Below are 16,212 nucleotides of genomic sequence, written 5' to 3' on the forward strand. Positions count from 1 at the left end.
CGGTCTGGGTCATGGCGATCAGATCGGCGCTCCGCCCATCTTATGCAAGTGTCTGGAGATGCGGACAGGCTGCGGTTTATCCGCGCAAGAGACGAGGCCGGCCTGTCAGCGCGGCCTTTCCCGAATCGCCAGCCGGGTTAGACTTTGAACCAAATCCTCGTCCCAAGGAGACCGCCATGGTGCTCGCCGACACCCCCAAGCCTTACGCTGGCTCTCCCATTGAGCGCGCCTATCTCGACCTGCTGCACGAGATCATGGAAACCGGCGAGGATCAGACCGATCGCACAGGCACCGGGACGCGCGGCGTGTTCGGTCGACAGATCCGGTGTGATCTCGGCGATGGTTTTCCGCTGCTGACCACCAAGAAGGTCCATTTCAAATCCATCGCGGTGGAGCTGTTGTGGTTCATCAAGGGCATCACCAACGTCAAATGGCTTCAGGAGCGCGGCGTCACCATCTGGGACGAATGGGCGGACGAAAACGGCGAGCTTGGCCCGGTCTACGGCAAACAATGGCGTCGCTGGGAAGGTCCGGACGGGCGGGAAATCGACCAACTGGCCGGTCTGATCGAGCAGATCAAGCAAAGCCCGGATAGCCGCCGCCATGTCATCAGCGCCTGGAATCCGGCCGATGTGCCCTCCATGGCGCTGCCGCCCTGCCACACGCTCTTCCAGTTCAAGGTTTTGGGCGGGCGCCTGCATCTGCAGCTTTATCAACGCAGCGCGGACATGTTCCTGGGCGTGCCGTTCAATATCGCCAGCTATGCGCTCCTGCTCGCCATGGTCGCCCAGGCGACGGGCTATGAGCCGGGCGAGTATGTGCACACCTTTGGCGACGCCCATATCTATTCGAACCATTTCGATCAGGTGCGCGAACAGCTTTCGCGCGATCCGCGCGCCCTGCCGACCCTGACGCTCAATCCGGATGTGACCGATCTGTTCGCCTTCGAATACGAGGACATTACGCTGGAGGGCTATGATCCTCATGCGCGCATTTCCGCACCGGTGGCGGTGTAGGCATGACCCAGATCAAGCTCGCCATCGTGGTCGCGGTCGCCCGAAACGGCGTGATTGGCCGAGACGGTGATCTGCCCTGGCGCATTCCGTCTGACCTCAAGCGGTTCAAGGCCGCCACACTGGGCAAGCCGGTGGTGATGGGGCGCAAGACCTGGGACAGCTTGCCGCGCAAGCCCTTGCCGGGACGCGCCAACTTCGTGATCAGCCGATCCGTGACCGCGGCGGCGGGCGCTTATGTCTTCGCCGATGTGGACGCCTGCCTGGAAGAAGCGTGCGGCGCGGCCGTGGAGGCGGGTGTGGATGAGGTCTGCCTGATCGGCGGAGCGCAGCTTTACGCCGACCTTCTGCCCCGTGTGGACCGGATCTACCTGACCGAAGTCGATCTGGAGCCTGAGGGGGATGCGCATTTCCCGACACTGGACCCGGAGGCGTGGCGAGAGGTCCGCAGCGAGCGGGTCGAGGCGTCTGAGGGTGATGATGCGGGCTTCACCGTAAAGGTTCTTGATCGCATCGCGGCGTCCTAGCGCAGCATCCCGATACCGGTTTTACTTGAACCGGAGGCGCGGACCCGCCAAATACTCGTATACCGAATAAAACACGAAACCCTATAACCAGCGGGGAGATTCATGCCCTGGAACGACAATGCAGGCGGCGGCGGCCCTTGGGGCTCCGGCGGCGGCGGTCAGAATAACAACAACCCCTGGGGCCGCGGCCCCAACGGTCCGGGCCGCGGCCCGAACGGTGGGGGGCAGGAACCTGATCTTGAGGAACTGGTGCGCCGGTTCCAGCAATGGCTGGGCGGCAAAGGGCCGCGCGGCGGCGGTCGCGGGGGTTCCGGCAAAGGCGGATCCGGCGGCGGCATCGTTGGCATTGTGGGCGCCCTGATCGTTGTGGGCGTGATCACTGCAGCCTCGGTCTATCAGGTCGGCCCCGGTGAAGCGGGCGTCGTGCAGCGCTTTGGCGAGTATGTCCGCACCACGGGCGCGGGCCTGCGCGTGAAGCTGCCCTATCCGATCGAGTCGGTGGAAACGGTCAATGTCACCGAGATCCGCTCGATCACGATCGGCACCACGCCGCAAGAAGCCTTGATGGTCACCCGCGACGAGAACATCGTGGACCTGTCCTTCACGGTTCAGTGGCAGGTGGATCCGACCCGCGTGCGCGATTACGTGTTCAACGTGCGCGACCAGCGCGCCATGGTTCAGGCGGTGTCTGAAAGCGCCATGCGCGAAGTGGTCGGCACCTCCGATCTGCAGCCGATCATCGGTACAGGCCGGGGCGAGGTCGCTCAGCGCGCCGAAGTGATCATCCAGGACACGCTGAACCTTTATGAAGCCGGCATCCAGGTCGTGGGTCTGCAGCTGCAGGAATCCGCTCCGCCGGAAGACGTGATCGCGGCCTTCCAGGACGTCATCAGCGCCGAACAGGATGCTGAAGCCAACGCCCTGCAAGCCACCGCTTACGCCAACCGGATTGTTCCCGAAGCGCGTGGTGACGCTGTGCGCCTTCTGGAAGAAGCCCGCGGTTATCGCGATCAGGTGGTGGCCGAGGCCCAGGGTCAGGCCGACCGCTTCAACGCCATCTATGACGAATACGCCCAGGCGCCGGATGTCACCCGTGAACGGATGTATCTGGAAACCATGGAGCGGGTGCTCGGACGTTCGGATCTCCTGATCCTGGATCAGGAAGGCAATGGCGCGGTGCCTTATCTGCCCCTCGACCAGCTCGGTCGGAACCGGGGCGATGTCAATCGCGCCGCAGGCTCGGGTCAGGGAGGCTAAACCATGAGAGTTCTCACGATCGCCCTTGTGGTCATTCTGGGCGCGGCGCTGATCGCGCTCGCCACAGCCACCTACACCGTCAACGAGCGTCGCTCCGCCCTGGTGCTGCGGTTCGGTGATCCGGTCCGCGTCATCAACGAGATCGGCGACGACGAGGCCGGCCTTCACTTCAAGCTGCCCTGGGAAGAGGTCCTGCTGTTTGATCGTCGCAATGTCGAATTCGACATGCGTCCGCAACAATTGCAGGCCGGCGACCAGGAACGTCTCGAAGTGGACGCCTTCCTGCGCTACCGGATCGTCAATCCGCTGCGTTACTACCAGACGGTGCGTAACGAGGCGGGGGCCAATGCCCGACTGGGTTCGATCATGGAAGACGCCCTGCGCGCCGTGGTCGGCTCCATCTCCTCCCAGGACGTCATCTCCGGCCAGCGCGCCGAGCTGATGGACCGCGTGGAGCGCTCGGTGGATGCTGCGGTGACCCGCGCCGATCTCGGCATCGAGGTCATCGATGTGCGCATCCTGCGCGCCGATCTGCCCAATGAGGTCGAAGAGCGCGTGTTCCAACGCATGCGGTCCGAGCGTCAGCAGGAAGCCTCGCGCATCCGCGCTGAAGGTGAGGAACGCGCCCGCGAAATCCGCGCCTCTGCGGATCGCGAGCAGACGGTGATCCTGGCCAACGCCCGCGCCGATGCGGACCGCATCCGCGGTGAAGGCGACGCCCAGCGGAACGCCATCTATGCAGCGGCCTATGGCCGGGACGCGGAATTCTTCCGCTTCTATCGCTCCATGATCGCCTATGAGACGGCCCTGCGGGACGGCACGCCCATCGTGGTGGGCCCGGACAGCGCCTTCTTTGACTATTTCGAATCCCAGAATGGGCGTTAAGCGCCGGTTCTGAGTTTGGAAAAACGGGACGGCCGGGCGCAAAACGCCCGGCCGTTTCACTTTTTGGACCTCAATAACAGGTCTGTGCTTGGCGTCGCCGGGGCGGCGCCGTTAAGAGTTGTGGCCACAGAACACAGACTTCGACCACGGGGAATGCTCATGCGCGTGCTTGCTGCTGCGATCTTTGCCTTGGCCCTGGCGCTTGCGTCGGCGGCGACCGCCGCAGCGCAGCCCAATGATGGCTTCGCCGACCTTAATGACCGGCTGAGCCCGGCCGTGGTCAATATCGCCACCGCTCAGCGGGTGGGGGATGACGAAGGCTCTCCCCTGTTTGCGCCAGGCACGCCGCTCGAGCGTTATAATGACTTGTCCGGCAATCGCTTGCGCATGCAGCGTTCGCTGGGCTCGGGTTTCATCATAGACGCCGAGGGCGTGGTCATCACCAACCACCACGTGATCACCGGCGCGGACGAGATCGAGGTGGTGCTTCAGAATGGGCGCGTGCTGGATGCGCAGATCGTGGGCAGTGATCCTGCTACGGATATCGCTGTTCTGCGCGTGGAGCCTGATGAGCCGCTTCCGGTCGTGCAGTTTGGCGACAGCGAGGCGGCGCGCGTGGGCGAATGGGTGGTGGCCATCGGCAATCCGTTCGGTCTGGGCGGGTCGCTGACGGCAGGCGTCATTTCGGCGCGCGGGCGTGAGATCGGCGGCGCCTATGACGATTATCTGCAGACCGATGTGGCCATCAACCGGGGCAATTCCGGCGGTCCGCTGTTCAATATGGATGGGGATGTGATCGGGGTGAACACGGCGATCTTCTCGCCCACCGGCACATCGGTCGGCATTTCCTTCTCTGTGCCCAGCGCCATTGCCGTGCCGGTCATCGATCAGCTGATCGAGTATGGCGAAACGCGGCGGGGCTGGATCGGCGTCAATGTGCTCGAAGTGACGCGGGACATGGCGCAGGCCATGGGCTTGAACGAGCCGCGCGGCGCTCTGCTGACCCGCATCGACCCTGAAGGCCCGGCGGCTGACAGCGGATTGCAGGAAGGTGATGTGATCCTGGCGTTCAATGGACGGCCAGTCGCCGATGACCGGGTGCTGCCGCGCATCGTGGCGGAAACAGAGCCCGGTTCGCGCGTGGATGTGGAAGTGTTCCGTCGGGGGGAATCCCTGACCCTGCCGTTGGATGTGGAGCGGCTGGAAGAGGACAATCGTCCGACACCGCCGGCGGGCGCCGAGCTGGACGAAGATGGGGCCGGCCCTGCGGTTGAGGGGGATCTGTTCGGCATGACGCTGGAGCCGATCTCCGACGCCTTGCGTCGCCGTTATCGCATCCCCACCGACGCCAGCGGCCTTGTGGTCACCGAGATCGACCCCAATAGCGACGCCGCCGGCAAGGTGCGCCCCGGTGATGTGGTCGAGGAGATCGCCTGGACCAGGGTTGAAGGGCTTGAACAGGCGCGCGAGCTTGTCGCTCGGGCCGGCGCGGAAGATGCGCCCGTCTTGTTCAGCCTCAATCGCCAGGGCCAGTATGTGCTTGAAACCCTGCGCCGCTAGAGCGTTTTGATGGGGGCCAAGCCCGATATTCTTTTCCTGGCCGGGCCGACCGCTTCGGGCAAGAGCGCACTGTCCCTTCACGCTGCGCGGGCGCTGGACGGCGAAGTGATCAATGCGGACTCTATGCAGGTCTATGACGGGCTGGGCGTTATCACAGCCCGGCCGCAGGCTGAGGACATGGAGGGCGTGCCCCACCATCTGTTCGGCGTTATCGATCCGTCTGAACGCTGCTCGGTCGGTCAATGGGCCAGGTTGGCGCTTGCGGCGATCAAGGATGTGACGGGCCGGGGACGCCGCGCCATACTGGTCGGCGGCACAGGATTGTATTTCAAGGCGCTTGTAGAGGGGCTCGCCCCCACGCCGGACATTCCCCAGTCTGTCATTGCAGAGGTCAATGCGCTCTACGATACAGGCGGGATTGAAGCATTGCGGGCGGCAGCCGAGCAGCTTGATCCGGTCGCCTCGGCGCGCATCGAGTCCGGAGACCGTCAACGCCTGATGCGCGTGATTGCAGTTGCGAAGGTTGCGGGTCGTCCACTGTCCGACCTCCAGGCGGAGACTCGCCCTCTGGTCGCGCCGGAGCGGACGCTGGGCGTTGTCATCGCGCCGGATCGGGAGGCGCTCTATGCGCGGATCGAGGCCCGGTTTGACCAGATGGTCTCCCAGGGCGCTCTTGAAGAAGCGCGCGCCTTCGCCGAACGCGGCCTGGCTGCGGACCTGCCCGCAATGAAAGCAGTGGGGCTGCCGCCCTTGATGGCGCATGTGCTGGGGCGGCTTGAACTGGATGAGGCGATTGATCTCGCCAAGCGCGACACGCGCCGTTACGCCAAGCGTCAGTTCACCTGGTTCTCCAACCAGCATTCAGATTGGGCCCGAGTCAGCTCCCTGGACCCGGTGACGGCCCGCGCCGAGCTTGACCGGATTTTACTCACGCCTTTCTTCGGAGCCGCATGATGGCCGAACCGCTTTACCAGGCCGATCTCGACCTGAGCCTTCTGGAAACCGAAACCATCGCCATCATCGGCTATGGCAATCATGGACGCGCCCACGCGCTTAATCTGCGCGATATGGGGGCGCGCACCATCCTGATCGCCTTGCGCGATGGGTCGCCCTCGCGAGCCAAGGCGGAAGCGGACGGATTTGAGGTCGTGTCCATGGCCGAAGCGGCGCAACGCGCGGACATGTTGTCGGTGCTGGCGGCGGATGAAGCCCATGGCGAGATCTGGCGTGAGCACATCGCGCCGCATTACCGCCCCGGCATGACGCTTCTGTTGTGCCACGGCTTTTCCATCGAATACGGCGTCATCGAACCGGCGGACGATATCGACGTGGTGCTGGCGGCGGCCAAGGGGCCGGGCGGGGCGGTGCGCTCGAGCTTTGAAAAGGGGGGCTCGCTGATCGGTTTCTGGGCTATCCATCAGGATGTGACCGGCCAGGCGGAAGCGCGGGCGAAAGCCTATCTGGGCGGGCTTGGCTGCGGACGCGCCGGGGTCTACTCCACCACGTTCGGCGAGGAGGCTTTGGCCGACATCCTGGGTGAACAGGCGGTGCTGGTGGGCGGCGTCTGCGCGCTGGCGCGTGAAGGCTATGAACAGCTGGTCGCCGCCGGGATCAGCCCGGTCATGGCCTATATCGATACCGTTCACGAGATCAAATACATCGCCGATCTGATCCAGTCTCGCGGTATTGCGGGCATGTATGAAGCCATTTCCGATACGGCCGAATTTGGGGCGCACGAGGTTGAAGGCCCGATCCGCGAGGCTGTGCGTCCGGTGTTCGAAGCCATCGTCAAGGACGTCACCAAAGGCGATTTCGCACGGCGCTGGGTGGCCGATTACGAAAAAGGCCGGTCCGGTCTCAAGGCCATGCGAGACAAGGCGGCTGAGCATCCCCTCGAAGAGACGGGGCGGTTGATCCGCCGCGCATCCTCGTTCGGAGACTAGACGGCCGGGCAAATTCATTGCGGCGCCCGATTGCCAGCCGTGTAAAAAAGCGTATGCGTACCGCCGCTATGCTTCGGAGCGTTTTCGCGCCGGAGGTCAGAGGCTCTTGTTGCCGGATATGACCGTCATGAACCCGCTTATTCGTTTCTTCACTCGCATGGACGCGCGCGCCGCTCGCGCGGTCTACATCTCGCTGGCGCTGTTCGCGCTGGTGTTCGCGATCTTCCTGACCGGCAAGTTCGTGCTCGATATCGAGCCGGGCCAGATCGGGGCCTGGTTCGAGCGCGCTGCGGACCAATGGTACGCCCTGCCGGTGACCATTCTCATCTTCACTGTGCTGGCGTTCGTCGGAGCGCCCCAGTTCGCCTTGATAGGCGCGGCGGTCTTTGCGTTCGGCCCGGTGCAGGGCTTCTTCTATTCCTGGGTGGCGACCATCGTTTCGGCGACCGTGACCTTCTATGCCGGACGGATTGCAGGGGCCGACGCGGTGCGCCGCTATGGCGGACAGACGGTCAATCGCATTTCGGAATTCGTCGGGCGCAATGGCTTCTTCGCCTCAATGATCGTGCGAATCGTTCCAAGCGCGCCCTTCATCGTGGTCAATATGGCGGCCGGCGTGTCGCGCATGAGCTTTTTCGCCTTCATTGGCGGGTTGGCCGTGGGCGTGCTGCCCAAAACCGCGCTCATCGTCTTTGCGGGCGGCGGTTTGATGTCACTTCTGTCCGGAGGCGGATGGCCTGCAATCCTAGCGCTCATTGGCATTGTGGGCGTCTGGATCGTGTTCATGCTGATGGCGCGACGCTGGCTGCGCGGCCCCGAAACAGAGTTAAAAAATACCGTGGAAGACTCAGCTGAGGCTGATGCTGAGGGGGGCGAGCGGCTTGCAATCAGTGACGCGCCATCGCACAAGGAGTCATGATACTTGCCCTAGCGCAGCGACTCGCCTGCTGCGCCTGACAGCCAAAGAGGCAGAGAATGTTCTCCAGCGTGTTCGGTCTCCTTTCCGCGGATATCGCCATTGATTTGGGGACGGCGAACACACTGGTCTACGTCAAAGGCCGTGGCGTCGTTCTGAACGAGCCTTCTGTCGTGGCCTACAAGGTCGACAAGGGCCGCAAGCACGTGCAGGCCGTCGGCGCCGAAGCCAAACTCATGCTGGGCAAGACTCCGGGCAATGTGGAAGCCATCCGACCGATGCGCGACGGCGTGATCGCCGACTTCGACGTGGCCGAGGAGATGATCAAGCACTTCATCCGCAAGGTGCACAATCGTCAGACCTTCGTCAGCCCGCAGGTTGTGATCTGCGTGCCGTCCGGCGCCACCGCCGTGGAACGCCGCGCCATTCATGAAAGCGCCGTGGGCGCGGGCGCGCGCAAGGTCTACCTGATCGACGAGCCGATGGCGGCCGCCGTGGGCGCCGGCCTGCCGATCGACGAGCCGACCGGCTCCATGATCGTCGACATCGGCGGCGGCACCACCGAAGTGGCCGTGATGTCGCTGTCGGGCATTGTCTACTCGCGCTCTGTGCGTGTGGGCGGCGACAAGATGGACGAAGCCATCATCAACTATATTCGTCGCTCGGCGAACCTTCTGATCGGTGAAACCTCCGGTGAGCGGATCAAGAAGGAAATCGGCTCGGCGACCCCGCCGCAGAAAGGCGAGGGCCTGACGCTTGATATCAAGGGCCGTGACCTGATGAACGGCGTGCCGCGCGAAATCGTCGTCACCGAAGCGATGATCGCCGACGCCCTGTCCGAACCGGTCGAGCAGATCGTGGAAGCGGTCAAGCAGGCGCTGGAAGCGACCCCGCCGGAACTGGCCGCGGACATTGTGGACAAGGGCATCGTGCTGACGGGCGGCGGCGCCCTTCTGCGCAATCTCGACACCGAACTGCGCGACCGCACCGGCCTGCCGGTGAGCCTGGCGGACGAGCCGCTCTCCTGCGTGGTGCTTGGGTGTGGAAAAGCCGTCGAGAATCTGCGCCTGTGGCGTCCGATCCTCGCGGAAGCGGTTTAATTAGCGAAAGTCAGCCTGCCAGGGGGGACGTCCTACGTGGCTCAACGGCGGAGTTCCAGACGGCGAAATGACGAGGGCGTGCGGTTTCCGCCGCTCCTGTTCATCGTCTGCATCCTCGTCAGCTGTATTCTCGTCTATCTCGACCGTCCCGAAACCCGGCCCCAGGCGCTGACCGGATTGCGCGCCGGGTTCAATGATCTGGCGACCCCGGTGCTGGATCTCGGCGTCAGGCCCTTTCGCGGCTTCGCCAATATCGGCCCGTGGTGGAAGCGCCAGTTCGAATTGGCCGAAGAAAACCGCGCCCTGCGCATGCAAGCGGCTGAAATGCGGGCCTGGCGTGACGCCGCCCTGTCCCTGCAAGAGCGCAATGCGCGTTACCGTGAAGCCCTGAATCTGCAGGCGGACGCCGCCGAGGACCGCATCAGCGCCTGGACCGTGGCGGATCGCTCGAACGCCTTTGTACGTTCGCGTCTGATCGATGCCGGGTCCGAAGACGGCGTGCGTCCGGGCTATCCGGCGGTAAATGTCTATGGCCTTGTGGGCCGGACCGTGGAAGTGGGGCGCAGCTCCACGCGCATTCTCTTGCTGACCGATATCAACTCACGCGTTGCGGTGATGGCGGACCGGTCCAATGCACGCGCGCTTCTGGTCGGTGACAACACCGAATTTCCCCGGCTTGAATATCTGGGCGCCGAGCCGGACCTGCGCGAGGGCGACCGCATCGTCACCTCGGGCGATGACAATGTCATGCCGCGCGGCGTGCCGGTGGGCCAGGCTGTGCGCGACAGGGACGGCCGCTGGCGCGTGGCGCTGTTCAGCCGCACCGCGCCGATTGACCTGATCTGGGTCTGGCCGTTCGAGCCGGTTGCGGCGCCGGAGACCGACCCGGTTCCCGAAGAGCTCTTCAATGAGGGAGCGGAGTGATGCGGCCATCGGTGGAACGCAGCAATGGCGGCGCTGATCTGGTGCTCTTCATCGTGACCATGCTGGTCGCGCTTGTTCTGCACGCCCTGCCCAGCCGACTGGGCAGCGGTCCGGATCTGGCTCCGGCCTTTCCCTTGATCGCCCTGTTCATCTGGTCCGTGCGTCAGCCCTGGTTCATCTCGCCGCCCGTTCTATTATTGGTGGGCGTGGTTCAGGATTTGCTGGCCGGGGCGCCCATGGGGGTGTGGGCCCTGGCGTTTCTGGTCGCGTTCAGCGTCATGCGCCTGCGAGAGCCGGAAGGGGCAGGTGAAGTCGGGCCGCTCGCCCTGCGCTTCGCGTTGACGGCCGGCGCGGCATTCGCCGTCGCCTGGGGGGCGGGATCGTTCGCAATTGGCGCCCCTGTGGCGCCAGGGCCGTTGATTACTGAAGCGGTTCTGAGCATCCTTCTGTTTCCGATATTCGCCTGGTTGTTCGCCCGGCGTAAGGAACGCAGCACATTTTCCTAACGCAGCAGAGCTGAGAAAGAGCGCGAATGCGTCGCGACAAGCAGGAAGCCCAAGCCCAGTTCAATCGCCGTTCGCTTCTGTTGTCGGGCCTGGGCGCGGGTGCGTTCGCGGCTTTGGGCGCGCGCATGTACGGGCTGCAAGTGCTTGAGCAGGATGCCTATCGCCTGCTGTCCGAACAGAACCAGTTCAATTTCCGCCTGCAGCCGCCAGCGCGAGGACGTCTGCTGGACCGGTTCGGAGAGCCGCTTGCGGAGAACCGCGAAAGCTATCGCCTGATGATCGTTCGTGATCAGGCGGGCGATCCGCGCGCCGCGCTTGAGCGTCTGTCGCGCTACATGCCGCTGAGCGAAGCCCGGATCGAACGCATCTTGCGCGCCGTGTCGCGCACTTCGCGGTTCACCCCGGTCACCGTGGCCGAGGATCTCGATTGGGAGACCTTCGCCCGGATCAATCTGCACCTGCCCGATCTGCCGGGCATCACGCCAGATGTGGGTGAAGTGCGCACCTATCCGCGTCCGTACGATTTCGCCCATGTGACCGGATATGTGCAGGCGGCGCCGCCCGAAGCGGCCAATGATGATCCCTTGCTGCTGCATCCCGGTTTCCGGATCGGGCGCACCGGGGCCGAGCTTCAGCATGAAGACCGGCTGCGCGGCTCCGCAGGTCAGCTCAAGGTCGAGGTGAACGCCACGGGCCGCGTCATGCGCGAGATTCCCGAGCAGTCCATTCCCTCGGTGCCCGGCCAGGATGTGACCCTGACCCTGGATGCGCGCGCCCAGCGCACCGCCATGGAAGCCTTGGGCGATCAGAGCGCGGCGGCGGTTGGCATTGACGTGATCACCGGTGAGATCCTGGTGCTGGCCTCCACCCCCAGCTTTGATCCCAACGCGTTTGTTCTGGGGATCGGCCAGGAGGCGTTCGCTGCGCTGAACAACAACCCCTACCGTCCGCTTTTCAACAAGGCGACCACGGGTTTGTACGCGCCCGCCTCCACCGTGAAGGTCATGTCCTCGCTGGCTGCGCTGGAGCACGGCGTCGTGGATCCCGACGAGACGATCTATTGCGGCGGGCATACACGCTTGGGCAATCGCAACTTCCACTGTTGGAGACGAGAGGGCCATGGCCGGGTCAATCTGCATGAAGCCCTGAAAGGCTCCTGCGACGTTTATTATTACGAAATGGCCCACCGACTGGGCATCGAACGCTATAACGAGATGCTCGAAAGCTGCGGGCTGGGCCAGTTCTTCGAGATCGGCCTGCCTTATCCGCGCCGCGCCGAAGGCCTGGTGCCCGGACCGGCCTGGAAACGCTCCCGGCGCAATGAACCCTGGACCACGGGCGACACCTATAATGTGGGAATCGGGCAGGGCGCGCTCCTGAGTTCGCCGCTCCAGCTGGCGGTGATGACCGCACGCATCGCCACCGGACGCCGCGTCATGCCGACCCTGTCCCGCATGGAGGGCGCGCAGCCTGATTTCGGCCCGATGGGCTGGACGGATGAACACATCAATCTGGTTCGGCAGGCCATGTCGGGGGTCGTGAACGAGCCCGGCGGGTCGGCCTACTGGCCTCTGGGTACGCGGGGCATTGATCTTGAAGGGCTGGAGATGGCGGGCAAGACCGGCACCTCCCAGGTCTATTCGATCACCACCGAAGAGCGCGCCGCCGGCGTGCGCGACCAGGATGACCTGCCCTGGCGTTTGCGCAATCACGGCCTGTTCGTGTCCTATGCGCCCGTCGCAGCGCCGCGCTATGCGGTGACGGTGGTCATCGAACATGGCGGCGGCGGCACGCGCGCCGCCGTCCCGGCCCAGGCGATCCTGCGCGATCTGGTGCGGCGCGATCCGTCCAATACCCGGCCGGACATGTTTGCGTCCGCAGCCCGTCCCGTGACGGAGGGATAGGACATGGGCGTTTTCACCCAGTCAGCGCCACGCGGGTTCCGCGGCAAGCTGTTCGAGATCAACTGGGCCTTCGTGCTCTTGATCCTGCTCGTCGGGCTGATCGGCGTGGGCATGCTCTATTCGGTGGAGGGCGGCGCCTGGAACCCCTATGCCTCGCGCCATGCCGCGCGTCTGGGCGTGGGCCTGATGGCCATGGTGGTGATCGCGCTTTTCCCGCCGCGCTTCTGGATGGGGATCGCCTATCCCGCCTTCCTGGGCGCGCTGGTTCTGCTGATCGGGGTGGAGCTGATCGGCGCCACCGCCATGGGCGCGCAGCGCTGGATCGATATCGGCCCGATCCGCATGCAGCCATCAGAAATCATGAAGATCGCGCTCGTTCTGGCTCTGGCGCGCTATTACCACGACCTGCCCGAAGAGAAGGTCTCGTCGCTGGGCGGTCTCATCATTCCCGCCCTGATGATCGCGGTGCCCATGGGGCTGATCATCAAACAGCCCGATCTGGGCACGTCGCTGCTGCTGGCGGCGACCGGAGTTGTGATCGTCTTCCTGGCGGGGCTGAGCTGGAAAGTGATCATCGGCGCGGGCGTCATGGGCGGCATTGGCGGCGGATTCTTCTTCCAGTACGGGCTGCAGGATTATCAGCGCCGCCGCATCATGACCTTCATCAATCCCGAAGATGACCCCATGGGCGCGGGCTATCACATCCTGCAGTCCAAGATCGCGCTGGGATCGGGCGGCATGACCGGCAAGGGCTATATGGAAGGCACCCAGGCGCACCTGAACTTCCTGCCGGAAAAACAGACCGACTTCATTTTCACGATGCTGGGCGAGGAATTCGGCTTTATCGGCGGCCTCGTCGTGCTGGGGCTGTATGCGCTGATCCTGGCCAATTGCATCATGATCGCCACCTCCTGCCGCTCGGTCTTCCTGCGGCTTGTGGTGATGGGCGTGGCGACCACGTTCTCGCTCTACGTCTTCATCAATGTGGGCATGGTGATGGGCATGCTGCCCGTGGTGGGCGTGCCGCTGCCGATGATCTCCTATGGCGGCACCGTGATGATGACGGTGCTGATCGGGCTGGGCCTGATCCTGGGCGCGCACGTGCACCGCGACACCGAACCGCCCAAAGGCGCAGGATTGTTCGGTTAACGCCGCATTGCCCAACTTGACCACAGGGCGCGGATCGACCAACCTCCCGCGCCAAACCGTCGCAGGGCGGTATCGGATTTATAGCGCGCGCCCCGGGGCGCGGCTGAGGGGAGGAGACTGCATCTATGGCGATGGGCGGCGCGAGCGCGCACGGGACTTGGAGTAGCCGGTTCGGCTTTCTCATGGCGGCGATCGGCTCGTCCGTCGGGCTGGGGAATTTCTGGCGTTTTCCCTATACGGCGGGAGAAAACGGCGGTGCAGCCTTTGTGTTGATCTATCTGGTCTGCGTGGCGCTGATCGGGTTCCCGATCCTGATGGCCGAACTGAGCGTGGGGCGTCATGCCCGCCGCTCGGCCGTGGGCTCGACCCGCAAGATGGCGTTTGACGCCGGCGCTTCCGAAATGTGGTCCATCGCCGGCTGGGTCGGCATGGCCGGCGGCGTGATGATCCTGTGTTTCTACTCCGTCGTGGCCGGCTGGGTCGCCTCTTACGTCTACAAGATGTTCACCGGCGCCATGGTGGGCCTTGACCCGACGGAAGTCTCCAACGTCTTCGGCGAGCTGGTGGGCGACACCGGCACCGTGCTGCTGTGGCATACCGGCTTCATGGCGGTGACCATCGGCATTGTCTGCTTCGGCGTTATCAAGGGAATTGAACGCACGGTGTCGATCCTGATGCCGTTGTTCTTCCTGATGCTCGTGGGCATGGTGATCTATGCAGGCCTGACCGCGGATATGGGCGCGGCGATCAGCTATCTGTTCGCGCCGGACTTCTCCAAGATCACTGCGCAGACCTTCCTGGAAGCGCTGGGTCAGGCCTTCTTCTCCATGAGCGTGGGGTCGGCCATCATGATCACCTATGGCTCCTATCTGTCGCGCGACGACAACCTGCCGCAATCGGCCGGCATCATTGCGGGGTCGGATACCCTGGTGGCGATCATCGCCGGCCTGGCGATCTTTCCGTTCGTGTTCGCCTTCGGCCTCAGCCCTGATGCGGGTCCGGGCCTGTTCTTCCAGACCCTGCCGGCGGCCTTCTCGCAAATGCCGGGCGGCCAGTGGGTGGGCGCAGCCTTCTTCTTCCTGGCCCTGATCGCGGCGCTGACGAGCTCGATCTCGCTGCTGCAGGTGATCGTGGCCTTTGGTGAGGAACACACCGATTTCGGGCGTGTGGGCTCGGCGCTGTTCTTTGGCGCAATCATCTACATGTTCGGCGTCGCCGCTGCGTTCTCGGGCGACTTCTTCGACGTTCTCGACAAGGTGTCCGGCACGATCCTTCTGCCGCTGGGCGGCCTGTTGATTGCGCTCTTCACCGGCTGGGTCGTCTCCAAGGCGCTCATGCAGAAAGAGCTGCCGCATGCGGGCGAGAAGTTCTTCGCCTACTGGCGCTTCACCATCCGCTGGCTGGCGCCGGTGGCGGTGGGCCTGATCATCGTGACGGGTCTGGCCAGCATGTTCGGCATCAGCCTGCCGTTCATCGGCTAGCGGCGGATCTCGTCCACATGAAAAGCCCCGGTCGATGACCGGGGCTTTTTCTTTGCGGTAAAGCAAATGTCAGCCGAAGCGCCGGGCGAACATGTCGGTGGCGCGCACCAGGCCGTCGACAATGCCCGGTTCGCCGGCGGCATGACCGGCGTCGGCGACAAAATTCAGCTGGACGCCCGGCCAGACGCGGGACAATTCCCAAGCGGTGCGCGGCGGCGTGACCATGTCATAGCGCCCCTGAACGATGACTCCGGGAATCTCCTTGAGATGGCGGGTGTCCTCCAGCAGGACGCCCTCGCGCTCGAAAAAGCCGCCATGATGGAAGTAATGGGACTCAATTCGCGCCAGCGCGTCGGAGCGATGCGGATCAGGGTTCACATGCTCGGGCACCGTGCTCATGGAGATCAGAGCGCTTTCCCAGCTTGACCAGGCCAGCGCGTCATCGCGGCGCTGGTCCATGCTCGCTCCTGAGGTCAGCCGCTTATAATAGGCCGCGATGACATCCTCGCGCTCATCCGGCGCCAGCCGGTCGGCCAGGCGCGCCCAGGCGTCCGGAAACAGGCGGTTGGCGCCATCGCGGTAGAACCAGTCCAGCTCATGGCGCGTGCAGGCGAAGACCCCGCGCAGGATCATGCCGAGCACGCGATCAGGGCAGGCGCGTGCATAGGCCAGCGCCAATGTGGCGCCCCAGGAGCCGCCGAACGCGACCCATTTGTCGATCCCCAGATGCGTGCGCAACTGCTCGATATCATTCACCAGATGGGCGGTGGTGTTGTGTTCGAGCGAGGAATAGGGCCGCGACCGCCCGCAGCCGCGCTGATCGAACACGATGATGCGATAGCGCCGCGGATCAAAGAAGCGTCGCATGGCCGGCGCCGCGCCGCCGCCCGGCCCGCCATGCAGGGTGATGACAGGCACGCCGTCCGGCCGTCCGCAGTCCTCGTAGTACAGCGTGTGGCCTTGACCCACGTCCAGAAACCCCGATCGGACCGGGGTGAGGGGCGGATACAGGCCGAGGCGGCGATGGGATCGAGCGGTGTCCATTTT

At 64.2% G+C, this 16,212-nt stretch carries 15 protein-coding genes; 14 read left to right on the forward strand and 1 reads right to left on the reverse strand.

Annotation, left to right across the window (positions count from 1 at the left end; translation table 11 throughout):
- Positions 1 to 176 precede the first annotated feature (176 nt).
- From RBA95_RS09775 to RBA95_RS09840, 14 genes are all read left to right on the forward strand, one after another.
- On the forward strand, positions 177 to 1,016 hold the full coding sequence (locus tag RBA95_RS09775; RefSeq protein ID WP_306016664.1) for a thymidylate synthase: 840 nt from the start codon (positions 177 to 179) through the stop codon (positions 1,014 to 1,016).
- Positions 1,017 to 1,018: 2 nt separating this feature from the next.
- Positions 1,019 to 1,540 carry a dihydrofolate reductase gene (locus RBA95_RS09780; protein ID WP_306016665.1) on the forward strand — a complete coding sequence of 174 codons (522 nt, stop codon included), beginning with the start codon at positions 1,019 to 1,021 and terminating at the stop codon, positions 1,538 to 1,540.
- A 102-nt stretch (positions 1,541 to 1,642) separates the two neighbouring features.
- A complete protein-coding gene (hflK, locus tag RBA95_RS09785) occupies positions 1,643 to 2,797 on the forward strand; it encodes an FtsH protease activity modulator HflK (protein ID WP_306016666.1) in 1,155 nt (384 codons plus the stop codon).
- A 3-nt stretch (positions 2,798 to 2,800) separates the two neighbouring features.
- Positions 2,801 to 3,682: a protease modulator HflC gene (gene hflC, locus RBA95_RS09790; protein ID WP_306016667.1), complete on the forward strand. Its 882-nt coding sequence runs from the start codon at positions 2,801 to 2,803 to the stop codon at positions 3,680 to 3,682.
- Between the two features lie 159 nt (positions 3,683 to 3,841).
- Positions 3,842 to 5,242: a Do family serine endopeptidase gene (locus RBA95_RS09795; protein WP_306016668.1), complete on the forward strand. Its 1,401-nt coding sequence runs from the start codon at positions 3,842 to 3,844 to the stop codon at positions 5,240 to 5,242.
- 9 nt (positions 5,243 to 5,251) lie between these two features.
- Entirely contained in the window at positions 5,252 to 6,196 is a 945-nt protein-coding gene (miaA, locus tag RBA95_RS09800; RefSeq protein WP_306016669.1) for a tRNA (adenosine(37)-N6)-dimethylallyltransferase MiaA, read from the forward strand.
- On the forward strand, positions 6,196 to 7,185 hold the full coding sequence (gene ilvC, locus RBA95_RS09805; RefSeq protein ID WP_306016670.1) for a ketol-acid reductoisomerase: 990 nt from the start codon (positions 6,196 to 6,198) through the stop codon (positions 7,183 to 7,185). Before miaA ends, ilvC begins: the two co-directional genes overlap by 1 nt.
- A 127-nt stretch (positions 7,186 to 7,312) precedes the next feature.
- Complete coding sequence (locus tag RBA95_RS09810) at positions 7,313 to 8,104, forward strand: TVP38/TMEM64 family protein (RefSeq protein WP_306016671.1); 792 nt, start codon at positions 7,313 to 7,315, stop codon at positions 8,102 to 8,104.
- 56 nt (positions 8,105 to 8,160) lie between these two features.
- A complete protein-coding gene (locus RBA95_RS09815; RefSeq protein ID WP_009801441.1) occupies positions 8,161 to 9,201 on the forward strand; it encodes a rod shape-determining protein in 1,041 nt (346 codons plus the stop codon).
- Positions 9,202 to 9,279: 78 nt separating this feature from the next.
- Entirely contained in the window at positions 9,280 to 10,125 is an 846-nt protein-coding gene (gene mreC / locus RBA95_RS09820) for a rod shape-determining protein MreC (protein ID WP_306016672.1), read from the forward strand.
- On the forward strand, positions 10,125 to 10,631 hold the full coding sequence (locus RBA95_RS09825; RefSeq protein WP_306016673.1) for a hypothetical protein: 507 nt from the start codon (positions 10,125 to 10,127) through the stop codon (positions 10,629 to 10,631). Before mreC ends, RBA95_RS09825 begins: the two co-directional genes overlap by 1 nt.
- Before the next feature lie 26 nt (positions 10,632 to 10,657).
- Complete coding sequence (gene mrdA / locus RBA95_RS09830) at positions 10,658 to 12,535, forward strand: penicillin-binding protein 2 (protein ID WP_306016674.1); 1,878 nt, start codon at positions 10,658 to 10,660, stop codon at positions 12,533 to 12,535.
- Positions 12,536 to 12,538: 3 nt separating this feature from the next.
- Positions 12,539 to 13,684 (forward strand): rod shape-determining protein RodA, encoded by a 1,146-nt coding sequence (rodA, locus tag RBA95_RS09835; RefSeq protein WP_306016675.1) that lies wholly within the window; start codon positions 12,539 to 12,541, stop codon positions 13,682 to 13,684.
- A gap of 125 nt (positions 13,685 to 13,809) precedes the next feature.
- On the forward strand, positions 13,810 to 15,165 hold the full coding sequence (locus RBA95_RS09840) for a sodium-dependent transporter (protein ID WP_306016676.1): 1,356 nt from the start codon (positions 13,810 to 13,812) through the stop codon (positions 15,163 to 15,165).
- Between the two features lie 69 nt (positions 15,166 to 15,234).
- Here RBA95_RS09840 and pip read toward each other — a convergent pair whose 3' ends face one another.
- Positions 15,235 to 16,209, reverse strand: a complete 975-nt coding sequence (gene pip / locus RBA95_RS09845; RefSeq protein WP_306016677.1) for a prolyl aminopeptidase — start codon at positions 16,207 to 16,209, stop codon at positions 15,235 to 15,237.
- Between the last annotated feature and the right edge of the window lie 3 nt (positions 16,210 to 16,212).

The organism is Oceanicaulis sp. MMSF_3324 (genome assembly GCF_030733545.1).
GTDB lineage: Bacteria > Pseudomonadota > Alphaproteobacteria > Caulobacterales > Maricaulaceae > Oceanicaulis.

What these genes read in the sequence shown, in the direction of transcription:
- pip (WP_306016677.1), bottom strand. Translation starts at nt 16,209, where the DNA reads ATGGACACCGCTCGATCCCATCGCCGCCTCGGCCTGTATCCGCCCCTC.
- RBA95_RS09795 (WP_306016668.1), top strand. Translation starts at nt 3,842, where the DNA reads ATGCGCGTGCTTGCTGCTGCGATCTTTGCCTTGGCCCTGGCGCTTGCG.
- rodA (WP_306016675.1), top strand. Translation starts at nt 12,539, where the DNA reads ATGGGCGTTTTCACCCAGTCAGCGCCACGCGGGTTCCGCGGCAAGCTG.
- RBA95_RS09810 (WP_306016671.1), top strand. Translation starts at nt 7,313, where the DNA reads ATGAACCCGCTTATTCGTTTCTTCACTCGCATGGACGCGCGCGCCGCT.
- hflK (WP_306016666.1), top strand. Translation starts at nt 1,643, where the DNA reads ATGCCCTGGAACGACAATGCAGGCGGCGGCGGCCCTTGGGGCTCCGGC.
- miaA (WP_306016669.1), top strand. Translation starts at nt 5,252, where the DNA reads ATGGGGGCCAAGCCCGATATTCTTTTCCTGGCCGGGCCGACCGCTTCG.
- RBA95_RS09815 (WP_009801441.1), top strand. Translation starts at nt 8,161, where the DNA reads ATGTTCTCCAGCGTGTTCGGTCTCCTTTCCGCGGATATCGCCATTGAT.
- hflC (WP_306016667.1), top strand. Translation starts at nt 2,801, where the DNA reads ATGAGAGTTCTCACGATCGCCCTTGTGGTCATTCTGGGCGCGGCGCTG.
- mrdA (WP_306016674.1), top strand. Translation starts at nt 10,658, where the DNA reads ATGCGTCGCGACAAGCAGGAAGCCCAAGCCCAGTTCAATCGCCGTTCG.
- RBA95_RS09825 (WP_306016673.1), top strand. Translation starts at nt 10,125, where the DNA reads ATGCGGCCATCGGTGGAACGCAGCAATGGCGGCGCTGATCTGGTGCTC.
- RBA95_RS09840 (WP_306016676.1), top strand. Translation starts at nt 13,810, where the DNA reads ATGGCGATGGGCGGCGCGAGCGCGCACGGGACTTGGAGTAGCCGGTTC.
- RBA95_RS09780 (WP_306016665.1), top strand. Translation starts at nt 1,019, where the DNA reads ATGACCCAGATCAAGCTCGCCATCGTGGTCGCGGTCGCCCGAAACGGC.
- ilvC (WP_306016670.1), top strand. Translation starts at nt 6,196, where the DNA reads ATGGCCGAACCGCTTTACCAGGCCGATCTCGACCTGAGCCTTCTGGAA.
- RBA95_RS09775 (WP_306016664.1), top strand. Translation starts at nt 177, where the DNA reads ATGGTGCTCGCCGACACCCCCAAGCCTTACGCTGGCTCTCCCATTGAG.